The organism is Pseudomonas sp. GP01-A4 (assembly GCF_058780865.1).
Map to the genome: position 1 here is coordinate 1 of NZ_JBYSWF010000081.1, position 20,816 is coordinate 20,816.

The 20,816-nt window shown below is 61.0% G+C and carries 21 protein-coding genes; 7 read left to right on the forward strand and 14 right to left on the reverse strand.

What is annotated here, in order from left to right; all coding sequences use genetic code 11:
* Window positions 1-259 precede the first annotated feature (259 nt).
* The 3 genes from AC3WKX_RS30100 to algW all read right to left on the reverse strand — a co-directional run bounded on the left by AC3WKX_RS30100 (window position 260) and on the right by algW (window position 4,366).
* Complete coding sequence (locus AC3WKX_RS30100) at window positions 260-979, reverse strand: DUF4198 domain-containing protein (RefSeq protein ID WP_102606075.1); 720 nt, start codon at window positions 977-979, stop codon at window positions 260-262.
* A 12-nt stretch (window positions 980-991) separates the two neighbouring features.
* A complete protein-coding gene (locus AC3WKX_RS30105; RefSeq protein WP_102606074.1) occupies window positions 992-3,103 on the reverse strand; it encodes a TonB-dependent siderophore receptor in 2,112 nt (703 codons plus the stop codon).
* Window positions 3,104-3,211: 108 nt separating this feature from the next.
* Window positions 3,212-4,366: a Do family serine endopeptidase AlgW gene (gene algW / locus AC3WKX_RS30110; RefSeq protein ID WP_003208442.1), complete on the reverse strand. Its 1,155-nt coding sequence runs from the start codon at window positions 4,364-4,366 to the stop codon at window positions 3,212-3,214.
* Between the two features lie 103 nt (window positions 4,367-4,469).
* Between algW and AC3WKX_RS30115 the strand changes: the two genes are divergently transcribed.
* The 3 genes from AC3WKX_RS30115 (at window position 4,470) to cysN (ending at window position 8,310) form a co-directional block, all read left to right on the forward strand.
* Window positions 4,470-5,228, forward strand: a complete 759-nt coding sequence (locus AC3WKX_RS30115; RefSeq protein ID WP_003208444.1) for a Nif3-like dinuclear metal center hexameric protein — start codon at window positions 4,470-4,472, stop codon at window positions 5,226-5,228.
* Between the two features lie 256 nt (window positions 5,229-5,484).
* Window positions 5,485-6,402: a sulfate adenylyltransferase subunit CysD gene (cysD, locus tag AC3WKX_RS30120; protein ID WP_003208447.1), complete on the forward strand. Its 918-nt coding sequence runs from the start codon at window positions 5,485-5,487 to the stop codon at window positions 6,400-6,402.
* 9 nt (window positions 6,403-6,411) lie between these two features.
* Complete coding sequence (gene cysN / locus AC3WKX_RS30125) at window positions 6,412-8,310, forward strand: sulfate adenylyltransferase subunit CysN (protein ID WP_003208449.1); 1,899 nt, start codon at window positions 6,412-6,414, stop codon at window positions 8,308-8,310.
* Between the two features lie 169 nt (window positions 8,311-8,479).
* Here cysN and yihG read toward each other — a convergent pair whose 3' ends face one another.
* From yihG to AC3WKX_RS30140, 3 genes are read right to left on the reverse strand one after another with little or no spacing between them, the layout of a single operon-like run.
* On the reverse strand, window positions 8,480-9,379 hold the full coding sequence (gene yihG, locus AC3WKX_RS30130) for a 1-acylglycerol-3-phosphate O-acyltransferase, YihG family (protein ID WP_102606073.1): 900 nt from the start codon (window positions 9,377-9,379) through the stop codon (window positions 8,480-8,482).
* Window positions 9,380-11,479 (reverse strand): phosphate acetyltransferase, encoded by a 2,100-nt coding sequence (gene pta / locus AC3WKX_RS30135; RefSeq protein ID WP_003208454.1) that lies wholly within the window; start codon window positions 11,477-11,479, stop codon window positions 9,380-9,382. It lies immediately after the preceding gene.
* A 60-nt stretch (window positions 11,480-11,539) separates the two neighbouring features.
* Window positions 11,540-11,878: a DUF3565 domain-containing protein gene (locus AC3WKX_RS30140; RefSeq protein ID WP_003208456.1), complete on the reverse strand. Its 339-nt coding sequence runs from the start codon at window positions 11,876-11,878 to the stop codon at window positions 11,540-11,542.
* Between AC3WKX_RS30140 and AC3WKX_RS30145 the strand changes: the two genes are divergently transcribed.
* The 3 genes from AC3WKX_RS30145 to AC3WKX_RS30155 all read left to right on the forward strand — a co-directional run bounded on the left by AC3WKX_RS30145 (window position 11,847) and on the right by AC3WKX_RS30155 (window position 14,281).
* A complete protein-coding gene (locus AC3WKX_RS30145; RefSeq protein ID WP_003208457.1) occupies window positions 11,847-12,332 on the forward strand; it encodes an FKBP-type peptidyl-prolyl cis-trans isomerase in 486 nt (161 codons plus the stop codon). The two genes, AC3WKX_RS30140 and AC3WKX_RS30145, sit on opposite strands and share 32 nt — an antisense overlap.
* 135 nt (window positions 12,333-12,467) lie before the next feature.
* Window positions 12,468-12,950 (forward strand): glutathione peroxidase, encoded by a 483-nt coding sequence (locus AC3WKX_RS30150; RefSeq protein ID WP_102606072.1) that lies wholly within the window; start codon window positions 12,468-12,470, stop codon window positions 12,948-12,950.
* 227 nt (window positions 12,951-13,177) lie between these two features.
* Window positions 13,178-14,281: an NADH:flavin oxidoreductase gene (locus AC3WKX_RS30155; protein ID WP_003208465.1), complete on the forward strand. Its 1,104-nt coding sequence runs from the start codon at window positions 13,178-13,180 to the stop codon at window positions 14,279-14,281.
* Here the strand turns inward: AC3WKX_RS30155 and AC3WKX_RS30160 are convergent.
* Window positions 14,250-15,452 (reverse strand): glycosyltransferase family 4 protein, encoded by a 1,203-nt coding sequence (locus AC3WKX_RS30160; protein ID WP_008432296.1) that lies wholly within the window; start codon window positions 15,450-15,452, stop codon window positions 14,250-14,252. The genes AC3WKX_RS30155 and AC3WKX_RS30160 overlap by 32 nt on opposite strands.
* 64 nt (window positions 15,453-15,516) lie before the next feature.
* Window positions 15,517-16,272: a sulfate transporter CysZ gene (cysZ, locus tag AC3WKX_RS30165; protein WP_003208468.1), complete on the reverse strand. Its 756-nt coding sequence runs from the start codon at window positions 16,270-16,272 to the stop codon at window positions 15,517-15,519.
* Between the two features lie 293 nt (window positions 16,273-16,565).
* On the opposite strand from cysZ, the gene trxB reads away from it, so the two are divergent.
* On the forward strand, window positions 16,566-17,528 hold the full coding sequence (gene trxB, locus AC3WKX_RS30170) for a thioredoxin-disulfide reductase (RefSeq protein WP_003208470.1): 963 nt from the start codon (window positions 16,566-16,568) through the stop codon (window positions 17,526-17,528).
* 182 nt (window positions 17,529-17,710) lie between these two features.
* Here trxB and AC3WKX_RS30175 read toward each other — a convergent pair whose 3' ends face one another.
* From AC3WKX_RS30175 to AC3WKX_RS30200, 6 genes are read right to left on the reverse strand one after another with little or no spacing between them, the layout of a single operon-like run.
* Window positions 17,711-18,052, reverse strand: a complete 342-nt coding sequence (locus AC3WKX_RS30175; RefSeq protein WP_102606071.1) for a HopJ type III effector protein — start codon at window positions 18,050-18,052, stop codon at window positions 17,711-17,713.
* Window positions 18,045-18,341 carry a DUF1244 domain-containing protein gene (locus AC3WKX_RS30180; protein ID WP_003208473.1) on the reverse strand — a complete coding sequence of 99 codons (297 nt, stop codon included), beginning with the start codon at window positions 18,339-18,341 and terminating at the stop codon, window positions 18,045-18,047. The genes AC3WKX_RS30175 and AC3WKX_RS30180 overlap by 8 nt, the downstream gene beginning before the upstream one ends.
* Window positions 18,342-18,364: 23 nt before the next feature.
* Entirely contained in the window at window positions 18,365-18,736 is a 372-nt protein-coding gene (folX, locus tag AC3WKX_RS30185) for a dihydroneopterin triphosphate 2'-epimerase (RefSeq protein ID WP_003208474.1), read from the reverse strand.
* Between the two features lie 2 nt (window positions 18,737-18,738).
* Window positions 18,739-19,299 (reverse strand): GTP cyclohydrolase I FolE, encoded by a 561-nt coding sequence (gene folE, locus AC3WKX_RS30190; RefSeq protein WP_003208476.1) that lies wholly within the window; start codon window positions 19,297-19,299, stop codon window positions 18,739-18,741.
* A gap of 20 nt (window positions 19,300-19,319) precedes the next feature.
* Window positions 19,320-20,030 carry a dihydromonapterin reductase gene (folM, locus tag AC3WKX_RS30195; RefSeq protein ID WP_102606070.1) on the reverse strand — a complete coding sequence of 237 codons (711 nt, stop codon included), beginning with the start codon at window positions 20,028-20,030 and terminating at the stop codon, window positions 19,320-19,322.
* 57 nt (window positions 20,031-20,087) lie between these two features.
* Window positions 20,088-20,648 carry a putative antibiotic biosynthesis monooxygenase gene (locus tag AC3WKX_RS30200; protein WP_008432309.1) on the reverse strand — a complete coding sequence of 187 codons (561 nt, stop codon included), beginning with the start codon at window positions 20,646-20,648 and terminating at the stop codon, window positions 20,088-20,090.
* Between the last annotated feature and the right edge of the window lie 168 nt (window positions 20,649-20,816).

The following is a 20,816-nucleotide window of genomic DNA, read 5'->3' on the forward strand; positions in this document are numbered from 1 at the left end:
CTTTCGCGAGCAAGCCCGCTCCCACATTGACTGTGCCCACTTTGGATTTGCGGGGTTACTCGTGATGCGGCTCGCCCTGAAAGCTCAGGGAACTGGAAAGAGCGCCGGTTGCGCTGTAATCAAGCCGAGTGAGGACTGAATGTGGGAGCGGGCTTGCTCGCGAAGACGGTGGGTCAGTTAATGAAGATGGCGACTGAAACACCGCTTTCGCGAGCAAGCCCGCTCCCACATTGACTGTGCCCACTTTGGATTTGCGGGGTTACTCGTGATGCGGCTCGCCCAGGAAAGTCAGGGAACTGAACAGTCCGCGAGTCGCGACATCAGCATTGTCTTTGAGCGGGATTTCCACCTGCGCCGCAATCACATTCAATCCTTCATTTCTCACCAGCACCTGGGCGCGACCGTCTTTATCGGTCTCGGTGCTCAGGGTGTTCGGTGCGTTGCGATAGTCTCCGATCAGCTTGACCCCAGCCGCCGGCTTGCCATCCAGCAGCACCCGTACCGGCAGTGATTTACCCGGGCCGACCGTCAGCGGATCAACTTCCGGCAAGATCAGTAGCTTGATCTGATCCAGCTGCGGCAACTTCGCCCCCGGCTGGTAGATCGCCAGGCTGTACTTGAAGGTCTGGGTCGACTCAATCGCCCCCGGCACCTTGCTGCGGCCCTCGTTGATCCACTTCTTGTCAGGCGTCTGTGACCACATCCCGTTATCCAGGGCGACCGCCAGTACAGCCGGCGATTTGAGCGGCTTCAGGCGCGCATGGTCGGGCAGACGTTCCACGGTCACCGGGATCATTTTGCCGCTGGCGTCGTAGGCCCAGGCGCCGCTGATTTTCTGCGCCTTGAACGCGTTGTCTTCGGCGCCGTGGCCGTAGATCACTTCGATATTGCCGCGCCGTTGTTCGGTCCACAGTCCGTGGGCCGAGACTTGGGTGGCAAACAGCAGGCCGAGCACGGCCAGGGATTTGAAGGCTTGCATGGTGACGTCCTTTTACAGGTTGAGGGTCAGGCTGACGGTGAAGTTGCGCGGCTCGCCGGGATTGACCCAGTAATTGCTGTAGGAGCGCTCGTAGTACTTTTCATCGAACAGGTTGTTGAGGTTCAGGCCCACGGTGACGTTGTCGCTGGCCTTGTAATGGGCCAGCAAATCGACGGTGTGGTAGGCCGGTAATTCAAAGCTCTTGCCGGCTTCGCCGGAGCGGTCGCCGACGTAGGTAAAGGCCGCACCGAGGTCGGAGCCGCGCAGCAGGCCGTCCTGGAATTCATACACGCCGAGCAAGCTGGCGCTGCGTTTGGCTACGCCGAGAATCCGGCTGCCAGTGGGGATGGCTTTGTCGCCTTTGGTCACTTCGGCGTCGATGTAGGCAAAGGCGCCGATCACCCGTACGGCGTCAGTCACCTGGCCGGTCAGTTGCAGGTCAAAACCCTGGCTGCGGGCCTTGCCCATGGCGCGCTGTGTGTCGGTAGCCGGGTCCAGGGCCAGGACATTTTCTTTCTCGATATGGAAGGCGGCGAGGGTGGTGCTCAGGCGGTCGTCGAACAGCTCGCTCTTGATCCCGATTTCATACCCCACGCCTTCTTCCGGCTTGAAGGATTTGCCGCCGGCGTCCAGGCCATTGTTGGGTTTGAACGAGGTGGAGGCGTTGGCGAACAGGCCCACTTCAGGCGTCAGTTGGTAGAGCAAGCCGGCGCGTTGGGTCAGGGCGTCGTGGGTCTGCCGGCTTTTGGCATGGTTGCGGCTGAAGTCGTCGGTGCGCTGCTCGAAGTGTTCGAAGCGTGCGCCGATCATCCCGCGCAGGCGGTCGGTGAAGATGATCTGGTCTTGCAGGTTCAGCGCCTGGCTTTTCACCTGTTCGAAAAAGTCAGTGCCGGAGCGCTTGCCGTTCGGTTTGGGCTGGCCATAGACCGGGTCATAGATGTCGATGGCGTAATCGCCGCCGGCGATGGCGGTCACCCGTTCTTTCTTGCGGTAGTCCTCGTACTCGGTGCCGATCAGCAATTCGTGCTGCCAACTGCCGATGTCGAACCGACCGCGCAGTTCGAGCTGGGTGATGCTGTCATGCCAACCGGTGGAGCGCTCGCGGTAGCGGCGGCTGAGGGTGTGGCCATCGGCATCCAGCGCGCGGTTTTCCGAGGCGTTGCCCCACAGGCTGCCTTGTTTGTAATGGCTGGCCAGGCGCAGTTGCCAGGCATCGTTGAGGTGATGCTCGAGGCTGGCTTGCAGGCGGTTGTTGTGGTTGCGGATATCGCCGTCGTCGGGCTCGCCGAGAAAGGTCGAGCGGGAGACGCCGCTCCAGCGGTTGTTGGGCGCGACGATGCCGCGGTCGAAAGTGGAGCGGTGACGCACGAATTCACTTTCCACCAGCAGGTGTGTGTCCGGGTCCAGTTGCCAACTGATGGAGGGCGCGACGAAGACCCGCCTGGCTTCAACGTGGTCGCGGAAGCTGTGGTTGTCTTCCACCGCCAGGTTGACCCGCGATAACACGTTGCCCTCGCTGTCCAGCGGCGTGTTCACGTCCAGCGCGGTGCGGTAGCGGTCCCAACTGCCGGCGCTGGTCTGCAGTGTGGTGAAGGCCTCGGGCTGCGGCTTTTTGCTGACGATATTCACCGTGCCGCCTGGGTCACCACGGCCATACAGGCTGGCGGCGGGGCCCTTGAGCACCTCGATGCGCTCGATATTCGCCGCGTCCGGCGTGCTCGGGTAACCGCGGTTGGCGCTGAAACCGTCCACGTAAAACTCTGACGTGGTGAAGCCGCGAACGCTGTATTCGTAGAGCGTCAGGCCGCCGAAGTTGTTCTGTCTGGATACGCCGCCGGCAAATTCCAGGGCGCGCTCGACGTTGGTACTGCCCAGGTCCGTGAGCACCGTTGCGGGAATCACGCTGATGGATTGTGGGATGTCTCGCAGGGCGGTGTCGGTTTTGGTGGCGCTGGCGGAGCGGGTGGCGCGATAGCCTTTGACGGGGCTGGTGGCGGATTCAAACGCCTCACTGGTGATGCGGGTGGCCTCCAGTTCTAAGGTGGCAGTGTCTTCGGCGTAGACCGGGTCTACCAACAAACCCAGGGCGATTCCCGCCAGTGGGGCAAATCTTCGAGACGGCATGATAGAGCGTTCCAATAGCGATATTGAAACAATATAACATGACTAATGAGAATGAATTTCTTTTGAAATATTAGGTAACAGGAGCCCGCGAGCGGGCTCCCGAAGCCGTTATTCCTCTTCTTTCACCGGTGCAGGCGGCGGACGCAGGCCGATTTCCGCCGACAGCTTGATTTCCTTGCCATTGCGCATCACCTGGATCGCCACCTTGTCGGTGGGTTTGATCCGCGCCACCTGGTTCATCGACTTGCGACCATCCCCGGCCGGCTCGCCGTCGATGCTGAGGATCACATCCCCCAGTTGCAGGCCGGCTTTCTGCGCCGGGCCGTCGCGGAAGATCCCGGCGACCACGATGCCAGGGCGCCCGGTCAGGCCAAACGATTCGGCCAGTTCCTTGGTCAGCGGCTGGACTTCAATCCCCAGCCAGCCACGAATCACCTGGCCATGCTCGATGATCGACTTCATCACTTCAGTGGCCAGCTTCACCGGAATCGCGAAACCGATGCCCTGGGAGCCGCCGGACTTGGAGAAGATCGCGGTGTTGATGCCGGTCAGGTTGCCGTTGGCATCCACCAGCGCGCCGCCGGAGTTGCCCGGGTTGATCGCCGCGTCGGTCTGGATGAAGTCTTCATAGCTGTTGAGGCCCAACTGGTTACGCCCGGTGGCGCTGATGATGCCCATGGTCACGGTCTGGCCGACGCCGAACGGGTTGCCGATGGCCAGCGCCACGTCACCTACGCGCAGCCCTTCGGAGCGCCCGATGGTGATCGAGGGCAGGCCTTTCAAATCGATTTTCAGCACCGCGAGGTCGGTTTCCGGGTCGCTGCCGACCACGCGGGCCAGGGTTTCCCGGCCATCACGCAGGGCCACCACAATCTGGTCGGCGCCGGTGGTCACGTGGTTGTTGGTGAGGATGTAGCCTTCCGGGCTCATGATCACACCGGAGCCGAGGCTGGATTCCATGCGCCGCTGCTTGGGCGAGTTGTCGCCGAAATAGCGACGAAACTGTGGGTCTTCAAACAGCGGGTGCGCCGGTTTATTGATGACCTTGGTGGTGTACAGGTTGACTACGGCGGGGGCGGCGATCACCACTGCATCGGCGTAAGTCACCGGGCCTTGTACCACCGCGCTGGTTTGCGGTGCCTGTTGCAGGTTGACATCAAGGGTCGGCAGGCCGACCAGTTGTGGATAACGCTGAATAATCAGCATCGCGATCAGCACGCCAGCCAACAATGGCCATCCAAAAAAACGCAGTGCCTTGAGCATGAAGAAAAATCCTGACAGGTTGCAGGGGGCGGGAGAGCGCCCATAATGTCGCGCATTATACGAGGCCGTGAGCGCCTCTGAACGGGATATTTAGGAGTCTTTTATGGCCGTTGCCCTGAGCACCTTAGTCGAGGAAGCGGACCGCTACCTTAATAGTGCCAAAATCGCCGATTACTGCCCCAACGGCCTGCAGGTCGAGGGCCGTCCGCAAGTGCTGCGCATCGTCAGCGGCGTGACCGCCAGCCAGGCATTGCTGGACGCGGCGGTCGAAGCCCAGGCCGACCTGGTGCTGGTGCACCACGGTTATTTCTGGAAAGGCGAAAGCCCGTGCATCACCGGCATGAAGCAGCGCCGCCTGAAAACCCTGCTCAAGCACGACATCAGCCTGCTGGCCTATCACTTGCCGCTGGACCTGCACCCTGAGGTCGGCAACAACGTGCAACTGGCCCGGCAACTGGACATCACCGTCGAAGGCCCGCTGGACCCGGACAACCTCAAGGTCGTCGGCCTGGTGGGCTCCCTGGCCGAGCCGGCGTCGCCCCGTGATTTTGCCCGCCGCGTGCAGGAAGCCATGGGCCGCGAGCCGCTGCTGATCGAAGGCAGCGAGATGATCCGCCGCGTGGGCTGGTGCACCGGTGGTGGCCAGGGCTATATCGACCAGGCGGTGCTCGCCGGGGTTGACCTGTACCTGAGCGGCGAAGCCTCGGAGCAGACCTTCCACAGCGCCCGGGAAAACGACATCAGCTTTATCGCGGCCGGGCACCACGCCACCGAGCGGTATGGTGTACAGGCGTTGGGTGATTACCTGGCGCGACGCTTCGCCCTCGAACACCTCTTCATCGATTGCCCAAACCCGATCTAACGAACACCACCGGACACATGTGGGAGCGGGCTTGCTCGCGAATGCGGTGCATCAGTCGCCATATGCATTGACTGACACACCGCATTCGCGAGCAAGCCCGCTCCCACATTTGATCGAGTCGGGCCAAACCCAGCGGTATATTGATATACCGTTTCGATCTAGCCAGCCCCCTCAATAGAATCAGGCGCTGTGCTAGCATGCCCCGCTCGAACACGGCCCGCTGGCCGTCCATAAGATCGTTTTTCCGTGAGTAACCATGGTCGACAAACTGACGCATCTGAAACAGCTGGAGGCGGAAAGCATCCACATCATCCGCGAGGTCGCCGCCGAGTTCGATAACCCGGTGATGCTCTACTCGATCGGTAAAGACTCCGCCGTGATGCTGCACCTGGCACGCAAGGCCTTTTTTCCGGGCAAGCTGCCGTTTCCGGTGATGCACGTCGACACCCGCTGGAAATTCCAGGAAATGTACAAGTTCCGCGACAAGATGGTCGAAGAGCTTGGTCTTGAGTTGATCACTCACGTCAACCCGGACGGTGTGGCGCAGGGCATCAACCCGTTCACCCACGGCAGCGCCAAGCACACCGACATCATGAAGACCGAGGGCCTGAAACAGGCGCTCGACAAGTATGGTTTCGATGCTGCATTCGGCGGTGCCCGTCGCGATGAAGAGAAATCCCGTGCCAAAGAGCGCGTGTACTCGTTCCGCGACAGCAAGCACCGCTGGGACCCGAAAAACCAGCGCCCGGAGCTGTGGAACGTCTACAACGGCAACGTCAACAAAGGCGAGTCGATCCGTGTGTTCCCGCTGTCCAACTGGACCGAGCTGGATATCTGGCAGTACATCTACCTGGAAGGCATCCCGATCGTCCCGCTGTACTTCGCCGCCGAACGCGAAGTGATCGAGAAGAACGGCACGTTGATCATGATCGACGACGACCGCATCCTCGAGCACCTGTCCGACGAAGACAAAGCCCGAATCGTCAAAAAGAAAGTACGTTTCCGTACCCTTGGCTGCTACCCGTTGACGGGCGCGGTGGAGTCCGAAGCCGAGACGCTGACGGACATCATTCAGGAAATGCTCCTGACGCGAACTTCCGAGCGCCAGGGCCGTGTCATCGACCACGATGGTGCAGGCTCGATGGAAGATAAAAAACGTCAAGGCTATTTCTAAGGGGCTGTCATGTCGCATCAATCTGATTTGATCAGCGAGGACATCCTCGCCTACCTGGGCCAGCACGAGCGCAAGGAAATGTTGCGCTTCCTGACCTGTGGCAACGTCGACGACGGCAAGAGCACCCTGATCGGGCGCCTGCTGCACGACTCCAAGATGATCTACGAGGATCACCTGGAAGCCATCACCCGCGATTCGAAAAAATCCGGCACCACCGGTGACGACATCGACCTGGCGTTGCTGGTCGACGGCCTGCAGGCCGAGCGTGAGCAGGGCATCACCATCGACGTTGCCTACCGCTACTTCTCCACCGCCAAGCGCAAATTCATCATCGCCGACACCCCCGGCCATGAGCAGTACACCCGCAACATGGCCACCGGTGCCTCCACCTGTGACCTGGCGATCATCCTGATCGACGCCCGCTACGGCGTGCAGACCCAGACCCGTCGCCACAGCTTCATCGCCTCGTTGCTGGGCATCAAGCACATCGTGGTGGCCGTCAACAAGATGGACATCAATGGCTTTGACCAAAGCGTATTCGAGTCGATCAAGGCTGATTACCTGAAGTTTGCCGACGGTATCGCGTTCAAGCCGAGCACCCTGGCCTTCGTGCCGATGTCGGCGCTCAAGGGCGACAACGTGGTGAACAAGAGCGAGCGTTCGCCCTGGTACACCGGGCAGTCGCTGATGGAGATCCTCGAGACCGTCGAGATCGCCAATGACCGCAACTACACCGACCTGCGTTTCCCGGTGCAGTACGTCAACCGTCCGAACCTGAACTTCCGTGGTTTTGCCGGCACCCTGGCCAGCGGCATCGTGCACAAGGGCGACGAAGTCGTGGTGCTGCCGTCGGGCAAGAGCAGCCGCGTCAAATCCATCGTCACCTTTGAAGGTGAACTGGAAAACGCAGGTCCCGGCCAGGCCGTGACCCTGACCATGGAAGACGAAATCGACATCTCCCGTGGCGACCTGCTGGTGCATGCCGACAACGTGCCGCAAGTGACCGACGCTTTCGACGCCATGCTGGTGTGGATGGCTGAAGAACCGATGCTGCCGGGCAAGAAATACGACATCAAGCGCGCCACCAGCTACGTGCCGGGTTCCATCACCAGCATTGTGCATCGCGTGGATGTGAACACCCTGGAAGAAGGCCCGGCGAGCGCCTTGCAGTTGAACGAGATTGGCCGGGTCAAGGTCAGCCTCGACACAGTCATCGCCCTGGACGGTTACGCGAGCAACCGCACCACCGGCTCGTTCATCGTCATCGACCGTTTGACCAACGGCACCGTGGCTGCGGGCATGATCATCGCGCCGCCGGTGACCCATGGCAGCGCGGCGCAGCACGGCAAACTGGCTCACGTGGCCACCGAAGAGCGCGCCCAGCGCTTCGGCCAGCAACCGGCGACCGTGTTGTTCAGCGGCTTGTCGGGCGCCGGCAAAAGCACCCTGGCCTACGCGGTTGAACGCAAACTGTTCGACATGGGCCGTGCGGTGTTTGTGCTGGACGGCCAGAACCTGCGCCACGACCTGAACAAGGGCTTGCCGCAGGACCGTGCCGGGCGTACCGAGAACTGGCGTCGTGCCGCGCACGTGGCGCGTCAGTTCAACGAAGCCGGCTTGCTGACGTTGGCGGCGTTTGTTGCCCCGGATGCTGAAGGGCGTGAACAGGCCAAGGCGCTGATCGGCGGTGATCGTTTGCTGACCGTGTACGTGCAGGCTTCGCCTTTGGTGTGTGCCGAGCGTGATCCGCAAGGTTTGTACGCGGCGGGCGGCGATAACATCCCGGGTGAGTCGTTCCCGTATGACGTACCGTTGAATGCGGACCTGGTGATCGACACCCAGGCGTTGTCGCTGGAAGACAGCGTCAAGCAAGTGCTGGACCTGCTGCGCCAGCGCGGCGCGATCTAAGCTTCACGCGCGCAAAAAAGCCCGCCATGTTGGCGGGCTTTTTTTATGGGGCCTTGGAAACAACTCGGTCAAATGGGGGAGCGGGCTTGCTCGCGAAAGCAGAGTGTCAGCCGCCACATGTATAGGCTGGCACACCGCATTCGCGAGCAAGCCCGCTCCCACATTTTGATCAGCGACTGGCGGGATAATCTGTGTGCAATTTGGCGAGCAGCACATCCTTCTCTTCCCACAACCGGTTGATCCAGCCCTGGAACGCCAACCGATACTCCCCATCCTGCTCGTAATTCTTGCCGATAAACTCGGCCGGAATCTGCACCTCTTCAAACTGCACGACAACGTCCTTCACATTCCCGCACAGCAAATCCCAATAACCGGGGCGCCCACCAGGATAGTGAATGGTCACGTTCACCAGCGACTTCAGCTGTTCACCCATGGCATCCAGCACAAAGGCAATGCCGCCGGCCTTGGGCTTGAGCAGGTAGCGAAACGGTGACTGTTGCTGTGCATGCTTGCCCGGGGTAAACCGCGTGCCTTCGGCAAAGTTGAAAATGCCCACCGGGTTATGGCGAAACTTCGCGCAGGTCTTGCGGGTAGTTTCCAGGTCCTTGCCTTTCTTCTCCGGGTGCTTTTCCAGGTACGCCTTGGTGTAGCGCTTCATGAACGGGAAGCCCAGTGTCCACCACGCCAAACCAATCACCGGGACCCAGATCAGCTCCTGCTTGAGGAAGAACTTCAGCGGGCGAATGCGCCGGTTGAGCACGTATTGCAGCACCATGATATCGACCCAGCTCTGGTGGTTGCTGGTCACCAGATATGAGTGTTCATAGTCCAGGCCTTCCAGGCCTTTCAGGTGCCAGCGGGTGCGTCGCACCAGGTTCATCCAGGCCTTGTTGTTGCTGATCCAGGCCTCGTGGGTCTGGTTCATCAGCCATTCACTGAAGCGCTTGGCAAACGGCAGCGCCTTGAACAGCGCCACGATAAACAGGAACGAGCACAGCAAAATCGTATTCAACGCCAGCAACAGCGAGGCGATCACCCCGCGCACGGCGGCAGGTAGAAAATCCAGCATTTAGACATCCATAGGTCGGTTGGCGGCTTGAATCGCGGTCAATGCGATCGTGTACACGATGTCGTCCACCTGCGCCCCGCGGGGCAGGTCGTTCACCGGTTTGCGCAGGCCTTGCAGCATTGGGCCCAGGCTGACGCAATCGGCACTGCGCTGCACGGCCTTGTGGGTGGTGTTGCCGGTGTTGAGATCCGGGAACACGAACACCGTGGCCTTGCCCGCCACCAGGCTGTTAGGCGCCAGTTGCCGGGCCACGCTTTCGTTGGCGGCGGCGTCGTACTGCAACGGGCCGTCGATCAGCAGTGAGCTTTGGGCTTCGTGGGCCAGCAGAGTGGCTTCGCGGACTTTCTCGACTTCTTCACCCGTGGCCGAATCACCGCTGGAGTAACTGATCATCGCCACCCGTGGCGTGATACCGAATGCGGCGGCCGAGTCGGCGCTTTGCAGGGCGATTTCCGCCAGCTCCGCCGCGCTGGGGTGCGGGTTCATCACGCAGTCGCCGTATACCAGCACTTGCTCGGGGAACAGCATGAAAAATACCGACGAGACCAGGGTGCAGCCCGGCGCGGTCTTGATCAGTTGGAGGGCCGGGCGAATGGTATTGGCAGTGGAGTGGATGACGCCGGAGACCAGGCCGTCCACTTCATCCAGGGCGAGCATCATGGTGGCGATCACCACGGTGTCTTCCAGTTGCTGCTCGGCCATCGGCGCGTTGAGGCTTTTGGTTTTGCGCAGGGCCACCATCGGTTCCACGTAGCGCTGGCGAATCAGGTCGGGGTCGAGAATCTCCAGGCCTTCGGGCAGCTCGATGCCATGGGCGCGGGCTACGGCTTCCACGTCAGCCGGCTTGGCCAATAGTACGCAACGGGCGATCCCGCGTGCCTGGCAGATGGCGGCGGCCTGCACGGTCAGCGGCTCGCTGCCTTCGGGCAACACGATGCGCTTGTTGGCCGCCTGGGCGCGCTGGATCAGTTGATAACGGAACACCGCCGGCGACAGGCGCATCTCCCGCGGCGTGCCGCAGCGTTGGTGCAGCCAGCGGGCGTCGAGGTGGCTGGCGACGAAGTCGGTGATGATCTCCGCACGTTCGCGGTCATCAATCGGGATTTCCTTGTTCAGGCTGTTGAGCTGGTTGGCGGTGTCATACGAGCCGGTGCTCACCGACAACACCGGCAGCCCGGCCTGGAACGCGCCACGGCACAGGTCCATGATCCGTGGGTCGGGCAGGGTGTCGCTGGTCAGCAACAGGCCGGCCAACGGCACGCCGTTGATGGCGGCCAGGCTGACGGCGAGGATGATGTCGTCGCGGTCGCCGGGTGTCACCACCAATACGCCGGGCTTGAGCAGCTCCACGGTGTTGCGCATGGTACGGGCGCAGATGATGATCTTGGTCATGCGCCGGGTTTCGTAATCACCGGCATTGAGGATCTGCGCGCCCATCAGGTCGGCCACGTCGCGGGTGCGTGGGGCGTTGAGTTCCGGTTGGTAGGGGATGCAGCCCAACAGGCGGAAATCGCCGCTGCGCAACAAAGGCGAATGCTCTTTGAGCCGCGCCGAGAAGGCTTCCATGCTTTCGTCGGTGCGCACCTTGTTGAGGATCACACCCAGCACTTTTGGGTCTTTCGGGCCGCCGAACAGCTGGGCCTGCAATTCCACGCGGCCGGAGAGTTCGGTCAGCACTTCGTTTTCCGGAGCCGAGACCAGGATCACCTCGGCGTCCAGGCTCTTGGCCAGGTGCAGGTTGACCCGGGCCGCATAGCTGGCACTGCGGGTCGGCACCATGCCTTCGACGATCAGCACGTCCTTGCCCACGGCGGCTTGCTGGTAAAGGGTGATGATTTCTTCCAGCAGCTCGTCGAGCTGGCCGTCGCCGAGCATCCGTTCGACATGGGCCAGGCCCAGAGGCTGGGGCGGTTTCAGGCCGTGGGTGCGGGCCACCAGCTCGGTGGAGCGCTCGGGGCCGGTGTCGCCGGGGTGCGGCTGGGCAATCGGTTTGAAGAAGCCGACTTTCAGCCCGGCCCGTTCAAGGGTGCGCACCAGCCCAAGGCTGATGGAGGTCAGACCCACACCAAAATCGGTGGGCGCGATAAAAAAAGTCTGCATGCGAATTCTCTGGAGGTGCATGGCTTCGGTGGCGGCCTATGGCTGGCTGCCTACCGGGAATCAGGTGCCAAGGTTATCTTTATCTGAGCCTTGCGCACACCAGCCGCACGTAAAGGGCTTGTCTATTTTTTCAAGGCGTTGCGCCGGGTCCGTGACCCAGGCCCGGGATTGCCAGGGTGGCTGGTGGCGCAGGTGCTGGGTGTGGCCGCAGGAAAGCTCGACGACCCAGTGCCGGTCTTCGTCCTGGTGAAATCCGACGACCGTCGGGTCAGTTGTTCGACCCCGTCCGTCCGGGTTGTGTTCGCTTTCGGGCAAATCCTTGTTTAGACTTGTCCGTTCTTCATTCTTCTGCAAAAGGTCTCGCCCCATGCCGATCGCCGCCAATAAGGCTGTCTCCATTGACTATACCCTGACCAACGACGCTGGTGAGGTCATCGACAGTTCTGCCGGCGGCGCGCCGCTGGTCTACCTGCAAGGTGCAGGTAACATCATCCCGGGCCTGGAAAAGGCCCTGGAAGGCAAAGAGGTCGGTGACGAACTGACCGTTGCCGTAGAACCTGAAGATGCCTACGGCGAATACGCTGCCGAACTGGTCAGCACCCTGAGCCGCAGCATGTTCGAAGGTGTCGACGAGCTGGAAGTGGGCATGCAGTTCCACGCTTCCGCTCCGGACGGCCAGATGCAAATCGTCACCATCCGTGACCTGGACGGCGACGACGTGACCGTCGACGGCAACCACCCGCTGGCTGGCCAGCGCCTGAACTTCCAGGTGAAGATCGTCGCTATCCGTGACGCTTCCCAGGAAGAAGTGGCCCACGGCCACGTGCACGGCGAAGGTGGTCACCACCATTAATTGACTGAGCGCCGCTCTGTCAGTTGGAAAAAGGCGCCTTCGGGCGCCTTTTTCATTTGGCGGCTATTCTTGCCGACTTGGCGGCTGTAATCTCGAATGGCCGTTACGAAGAACATGGGATATCTGGAGTTCGTCATGAGTGCTTTCCACGACCTTAAACTCAAAGCCCTGGATGGTCAGGAGCTGCCTCTGGCGCCCTTCAAGGGGCAAGTCGTGCTGGTGGTCAACGTCGCCTCCAAATGTGGGTTGACCCCACAGTACGCCGCGCTGGAAAACCTCTATCAGCAATACAAAGACCAGGGTTTCACCGTACTCGGGCTGCCGTGCAATCAATTTGCCGGGCAGGAACCGGGTACTGAAGAAGAAATCCAGAAATTCTGCAGCCTCAACTACGGCGTGACCTTTCCCCTGGGCAGCAAGCTTGAGGTGAATGGCCACGATCGCCACCAGCTGTATCGATTGCTGGCGGGCGAGGGCGCCGAATTTCCCGGGGACATCACCTGGAACTTCGAGAAATTCCTGTTGGGCAAGGACGGCCGGGTGCTGGCGCGTTTCTCGCCGCGTACACCGCCGGATGACCCCTCCATTATTCAGGCGATCGAAAAAGCATTGAGCTGATACTTTCAGCATTGTCGAGTGAGTTTCTGTGGCAAGGGAGCTTCCTGTGGCAGGGAGTTTTGGCAAGGGAGCTTGCTGTGGCGAGGGAGCTTGCTCCCGCTGGGCTGCGAAGCAGCCCCATGCCCTCCCGCTTTTACCCCTTAATCACCCCAATCAATAGTGCTATCCAACACGCTGCACACTCCATATTATCCACATCATAAATTCCTTTCCGATGGAGTGCTCCCATGCCTGTCCAAGCCTTGTTCAAACCGTTCCAGCTCGGTGCACTGCAACTGCCGAGTCGCGTGGTCATGGCGCCGATGACCCGTTCCTTTTCTCCGGGTGGCGTGCCCAACTCCAAAGTGATCGAGTACTACCGCCGCCGCGCCGCCGCCGGTGTAGGCCTGATCATCACCGAAGGCACCGTGGTCGGCCACCCGGCTTCCAACGGCTACCCGAACGTCCCGCACTTCTACGGTGAAGCCGCCCTGGCCGGCTGGAAGAAAGTAGTCGACGCGGTACATGCCGAAGGCGGCAAGATCGTTCCGCAACTGTGGCATGTGGGCAGCGTACGGCGCATCGGCACCGAGCCGGATGCCAGCGTGCCGGCTTACGGCCCCACCGAAAAACTCAAGGACGGCAACGTCGTCGTCCACGGCATGACCGTGCAAGACATCAAGGACGTGATCGCCGCGTTCGCCCAGGCTGCCAAGGATGCCCAGAGCATCGGCATGGACGGCGTTGAAATCCACGGCGCCCATGGCTACCTGGTGGACCAGTTCTTCTGGGAAGGCACCAACCAGCGCACCGACGAATACGGCGGCAGCCTGGCCAACCGTTCGCGTTTCGCCATCGAATTGATCCAGGCCGTCCGCGCCGCCGTGGGCCCGGACTTCCCGATCATCCTGCGTTTCTCCCAGTGGAAGCAGCAGGACTACACCGCGCGCCTGGTGCAAACCCCGGAAGCCTTGGGTGAATTCCTCAAGCCGCTGTCTGACGCTGGCGTGGATATTTTCCACTGCTCCACCCGCCGTTTCTGGGAACCGGAATTCGAAGGCTCCGAGCTGAACCTGGCCGGCTGGACCCGCAAGCTCACCGGCAAGCCGACCATCACCGTGGGCAGCGTCGGCCTGGATGGCGAGTTCCTGCAGTTCATGGTCAACACCGACAAAGTGGCGCAACCCGCCAGCCTGGAAAAACTGCTGGAGCGCCTGAACAACGACGAGTTCGACCTGGTCGCTGTGGGCCGTGCGCTGCTGGTGGATCCGGATTGGGCACTGAAGGTTCGCGAAGGCCGTGAAGGCGACATCCTGCCGTTCAGTCGTGAGGCGTTGACGACGTTGGTGTAAGGGGCGACAGGGCGGGCACCGGTTGCTCGTCCTCGCACACCCCGCGTAATTGGCGCTCAAACTGCTCGATAATCGCCGGCCAACCCTGACGGCTGGCGTGTTGCCGGGCATTGAGCCGCACCCGGCGCAAGCTCTCGCGCTCTTCCAGCAGCCAATTGGCCGCATCGCAAAACGCTTCTTCATCCCCCGGCATCGCCAGCACGCCGCTGTAGCCATGGCGAATGTGCTGGGTTGCGGCCGCCTGGTCGTATGCCACCACGCCCAACCCTGAAGCCATGGCCTCCAGCACCACGTTGCCGAAGGTTTCGGTCAGGCTGGGAAACAGGAACACATCCCCGGACGCGTAATGCCGGGCCAGTTCTTCACCGCGCAAGGTGCCGCAGAAAATCGCCTCCGGCAGTTCCTTTTCCAGCATCGCCCGTTGCGGGCCATCGCCGACGATGATCAGTTTCATCTGGCGCAGTGGATAGGTGTCCTGCAGCGTCTCGAAACAGCGCTTGAGTAACCCGAGGTTTTTTTCCTGGGCCAGGCGGCCGACATGCAGCACGGCAGTTTGCTCACTGGTCAGTGCCCAACTTTCACGCAACGCATTGTCGCGTTTGGCCGGGTGAAACAGCTGGCTGTCGACACCGCGCGCGAGCATGCCCAGGCGCTCGAAATGGCGCCGCTCCAGCTCCAGTCGCTGGCTGGCGCTGGGCACCAGGGTCAGGGTCGAGCGGTTATGGAACCAGCGCAGATAGTGGGTCAGCACCCGGCTCAGCATGCCCAGGCCGTACTGGTTGGAATACTGCTGGAAGTTGGTGTGAAAGCCACTCACCACGCTGATCCCCAGGCGCCGCGCCGCCCGCAACGCCGACAAACCCAGCGGCCCTTCCGTGGCGATATACAACACATCCGGGCGCTGGCGGGTCCAGCGCCGCAACAGCTTGTGCATCGACGACTGGCCCCATTGCAGCCCCGGATAACCCGGCAAAGGCCAGCCGCGGCAGAGCATCAGGCCGTCGTCGCTGGGCCGGCTCTGGTCGCTGCCCTGTCGTGGGCGAACCAGTTCGACTTGATGCCCGCGCGCGCGCAAACCGTCACACAGGCGGCCAAGGGTATTGGCCACCCCGTTGATCTCTGGCGGGAAGGTTTCGGTGATCAGGGTGATGTGGAGCGAAGCTGTCGTCATGACCCACAGTGTCGGCGTGGGCCATGTCGTCATTGTGTCTTTTGGATGATGGATTTGTGACGGCTCAGGCCTTTTTAATGGCCATGGCCTCGGCGCCTTGCTCACGCACCCAGAACAACGTCGCCCCGGCCACCGCTGCCGGCATCATCAGCAGGTTGACCACCGGCACCAGCAACACCAGGTAAACGATCCCGCCAAAACTCATGCTCTGCCAGCGCTTCTGGCGCAGCCAGGCGAGCATTTCGTTCCAGCCCAGCTTGTGGTTGTCGGCCGGGTAGTCGATGTACTGGATCGCCATCATCCACACACCAAACAGCAGCCACAGCGGCGCCGCCACCAGGTTGACCACTGGGATGAACGACAGGATAAACAGGCCGATGGCCCGGGGCAGGAAGTAACCCAGTTTGCGCATTTCCCGGGCCAGGGTGCGCGGGACCATGGCCGCCAGTTCGCCCCAGCTGAACGCCGGGAAATCATCGGTGCCGCGCACCACCACTTCAACCTTTTCCGACAGAAAGCCGTTGAACGGCGCGGCGATGATGTTGGCAAGCATGGTGAAGGTGAAAAACACCATCAGCACCACCAGCACCACGAACAAAGGCCACAACAGGTAATTGAGGAAGCTCAGCCAGCTCGGCAGCGTCGGCATGAGTGTGTCGACCCACAGGCTGAACTGATGGCCGGCGAAGTAGATCAATCCGACGAACAGGATCAGGTTGATTGCCAGCGGCAGCAGCACAAACAGCCGCAGGCCGGGGCTGAGTACCAGTTTGAGACCTTCGCGCAGGTACTGTGGGCCTGAAAGAACGGGGGCGGGCATGGATAACTCCGGGCAATAGGGGAGAACGCGCCGACCTTACCGGCTTTGGGAGTACCGGGAAAGCACGGCCCGCATCGCGACATTAACGGTAACAAAGGTGTCGATTAATAGAAGGCATGGGATAGAGACCACCTATGAGCTGGATTGTTAATCCGTATTTCCTTAATCTTGCCTCCCTCTATACGCTGCACCCATTATTTTCAGGATCTGCGAGTTCAAGCCTTCCCCAAGTGCTTCGCGGTCCTTTTTTATTCCAGCCGTTCTGTAGTCCGGGCGGTCGATAGGAGTGAGTCATGTCTGATACCCGTCATTCGCGAGTGATTATTCTCGGTTCCGGCCCTGCCGGTTACAGCGCTGCCGTCTACGCTGCCCGGGCCAACCTCAAGCCGTTGCTGATCACCGGCATGCAAGCGGGCGGTCAGTTGACCACCACCACTGAAGTCGACAACTGGCCGGGCGACGTCCACGGCCTGACCGGCCCGGTGCTGATGGAGCGCATGAAAGAGCACGCCGAGCGTTTCGAAACCGAGATCGTGTTTGATCACATCAACAAGGTCGACTTCTCCAAGAAGCCTTACAGCCTGACCGGCGACAGCGGCGTGTACACCTGTGACGCGCTGATCATCGCCACCGGCGCCAGCGCTCGTTACCTGGGCCTGCCGTCGGAAGAAGCGTTCATGGGCAAGGGCGTTTCCGCCTGCGCAACCTGCGACGGTTTCTTCTACCGCAACAAGCCAGTGGCTGTGGTCGGTGGCGGCAACACCGCGGTGGAAGAAGCGCTGTACCTGGCCAACATCGCCAGCACCGTGACCCTGGTTCACCGTCGCGAGACCTTCCGCGCCGAGAAGATCCTGATCGACAAGCTGCATGCCCGCGTGGCCGAAGGCAAGATCATCCTCAAGCTCAACGCCACCCTGGATGAAGTCCTGGGCGACAACATGGGCGTGACCGGTGCTCGCCTGAAGAACAACGACGGCAGCTTCGACGAGCTGAAAGTCGACGGCGTGTTCATCGCCATCGGCCACACTCCGAACACCTCGTTGTTCGAAGGCGTGCTGGATGCCAAAGATGGTTACCTGATCGTGCAGGGCGGCCGTGAAGGCAATGCGACAGCCACCAACATCGAAGGTATCTTCGCTGCCGGTGACGTGGCCGACCACGTGTACCGCCAGGCGATCACCTCCGCCGGCGCCGGTTGCATGGCGGCACTGGATGCCGAGCGTTACCTCGACGGTTTGAAGGACGCTTCGTTCTAAACCGTAGAAACAAAAAAACCGGCTGCGAGGCCGGTTTTTTTATGCACGGGATTTGATGATCACCGCAGTCCAAATGTGGGAGCGGGCTTGCTCGCGAAAGCGGTGTGTCAGTCACCCGATGTATTGACTGACACTCTGCTTTCGCGAGCAAGCCCGCTCCCACATTTTGATCTATGTCTGACTCAGGATTTGCGGGTCAGTGGCTGTGCGGCAAACTTCACACCCGCCAACCCATGCTCGATCAGCGCACGAATGTTGCCATGGTCACTGCCTTCAGGCGTGGCCAGCACCGAACGGTAATGCTCGCCAAACGCCAACAGCGCTTCATGGTCGCTCAAGCCTTCCAGCAGCGCCAGGCCCAGGGTCTTGCACGAACCTTCGTTCTGCCCGGCGGCGTTTTCCACGCTGCCATTGGTGAACGCTTGTGGCTGGTAGTCGTAACCGGCAGCTACAAAGGCCAGGGTATCGGCAAAAACATGTTTGCCACTGTTGAGGCTGGCGCGCAGGGTGTTCAGGTCAGTCATGGGGTTTTCCTTTGGCGAATGCCGCTTGCTGTTCGGCACTGGCTTCTTGCTGGTATTGGGCTTTCCACTCGGCGTACGGCATGCCGTACACCACTTCACGGGCGTCATCGAGGCTCAGCTCGATCTGGCGCTCGTCGGCCTCGGCCTTGTACCACTTGGACAAGCAGTTGCGGCAGAAGCCCGAGAGGTTCATCAGGTCGATGTTCTGCACATCCTTGCGGCTGTCCAGGTGGGCCACCAGCCGGCGGAAGGCGGCGGCTTCGAGTTCGAGGCGTTGTTGATCGTTCATGATGCTCACTGCAAAGGTAAGGGTTAGCGACTGGCCGCCAGGGTGATCGACACCGATTCGGCAAAACGCAACGCATGGGGTTTGTCGACTTCGACTTCGGCGTACAGCACCGATGTATTGCTCATCACCAGGTCGAGGATCTCCTGGGTCAGGCGCTCCAGCAGGGCAAAGCGGTTGCCTTCCACATGGGCGATGATCGCCTTGGTGATGGTGCGGTAGTTCAGCGCGTGGTCGATGTCGTTGTCGCGCACGGCTTCCTGGGCGGCATACAGGATGGTCAGGTTGATCAACACATCCTGCTTGTTGAGGATTTCATCCTCGTTGATCCCGATAAACGTGCGCAGGCACAGGTCCTTGACCCGGATGCGCGCCATGCCTGGCTGAAGTTGTGGCATTGCTACTTGCTCCGTCCAATCAGTTGCAGGAACTCCATGCGCGTGGTGTTCGACTCGCGGAAGGCGCCGAGCATCACCGAGGTGTTCATGGTTGAATTCTGTTTTTCGACACCGCGCATCATCATGCACATGTGCCTGGCTTCGATCACCACCGCCACGCCGGCGGCCTGGGTCACCGTCTGGATGGCGTCGGCAATTTCGCGCGTGAGGTTTTCCTGGATCTGCAGGCGACGGGCGAACATGTCGACGATACGCGCCAGCTTCGACAGGCCGAGCACCTTGCCGGTCGGAATATAGGCCACATGGGCCTTGCCGATAAAGGGCAGCAGGTGATGCTCGCACAGCGAATACAGCTCGATGTCCTTGAGGATCACCATCTCGTCGTTGTCGGAGGAAAACAGCGCACCGTTGACGATTTCTTCCAGGTTCTGCTCGTAGCCGTGACACAGGTACTGCATGGCCTTGGCGGCACGCTTTGGCGTGTCGAGCAAACCCTCGCGCTCGGGGTCTTCACCCAGGCCCTTGAGGATCTCGCGGTAGTGGTGGGGCAGGGACAAAGTCATACAACATCCTCGCAAACGGCTTACTTGATATGCCGCCCGCCGTTGACGGTCAGGGTGGTACCGGTGACATACGGGTTATCCAGCAGGTAGCGCACGCTCTGGTAAATCACCTCGGGGCCGGGCTCGATGCCCAGTGCCGCCTTGGCCAGGACCTTGGCGCGGTAAGCCGCGTCGTCGCCCTCGTTGAACATCACCATTGCCGGGGCAATGCCGTTCACCTTGATATCCGGTGCAAGCTGCGCGGCAAACGACAAGGTCAGGCTGTCGAGCCCGGCCTTGGTGGCGCAGTAGGCAATGTGCTGGCGGCTGCCCTTGCGGGTCACGTCATCGCTGATGTGCACGATATCCGCAGGCGTGGAGCGTTGCAGCAGGTAAGCACAATGCAGGTTGATTAGGTACGGCGCAAGCATGTGCACGCTGAACATGTCGGTAAAGGCGCGGCTCTCGTCGCCGGGCGCTTCCGCTTCCCAGGCCGAGGCATTATGAATGATCGCCCGCAGGCTTTGGGTGTGCGTCTTCAGTTCGTCGATGAAGGCGAGAATACCGGTCTCGTTGGAGAAGTCGGCAAACACACCGATCGCACCGCGTTCGCGCAAGGCTTGCACGCCGGGACGTTCGGTGCGGTAGCTGAAAATCACTGGTTGCCCTTCGTCCAGCAGGCGCTGGGCGCAATGCAAGCCGACGCGCTGGCCGGCACCGGTGATCAGGATCGGGGCGGGTGTTGAAGACATGGGAGGCTCGAATCGCTGGCAGGCTAAAACTATACCAGCGAGCGGCCTCCCTTGTACTCAAGCAGCGGCTTCGGTGGCCTTTACCCGGGCTGGCGCCGGATGCAGCCAGCCTGCCAGCAGGTGGGTCGACAACGGGATAAAGAAGTAAACCATCAATGGCGTGAGCGCGAGGGTGCTGACCAGCACACGGCTCAACAACCCCAACTCGCTGAGCAGCGGCTCAAGGCCGAAGTTGAACAGCAGCGACACCGGGAAAAATGCCAGCCAGATGGCCACGGCCTGCTTCCAGCGCGGCGGACGTGCGGCGGCGGCGCCAAACCAGCCGTCGATACCGCGTACGCGATGCTCCGACGGCGCAGCAAACAGCTCACTGCCACGCCCGAGCCATGCACCACGGGAGGCGGAAAACTCCCACGCATGCAGGGTTTTTTCGTCGGCGAAGCGGAAAATAATCTGGAACTCGTCATCGTTGGGCGGCGGTGCGAGCACGCCTGAACCCAGGTAACCGGGGAAGTCCGTGGCCAATTGCTCGCCTTCGCGCAGCCAGGCCATCAACTCTTCATAGCGACCCTTGGCCACGCGGCGCGCAACCATCAGGGTGACGGGGGAGGTAGACATTGTGTATCTCCATAAGGATCAGGTGCACTGGGCCGGGTAGGCGGCGCACGAACGAAGCTGCGGGGTAAGCAGCCACGTTGAAAAAACAGGCAAGGATTATTCCTGTTTTGCAGAAATACACCAGCGACATTGGTCGGCTTGTCGAAGACCTTGAATCGGACAGCTGTA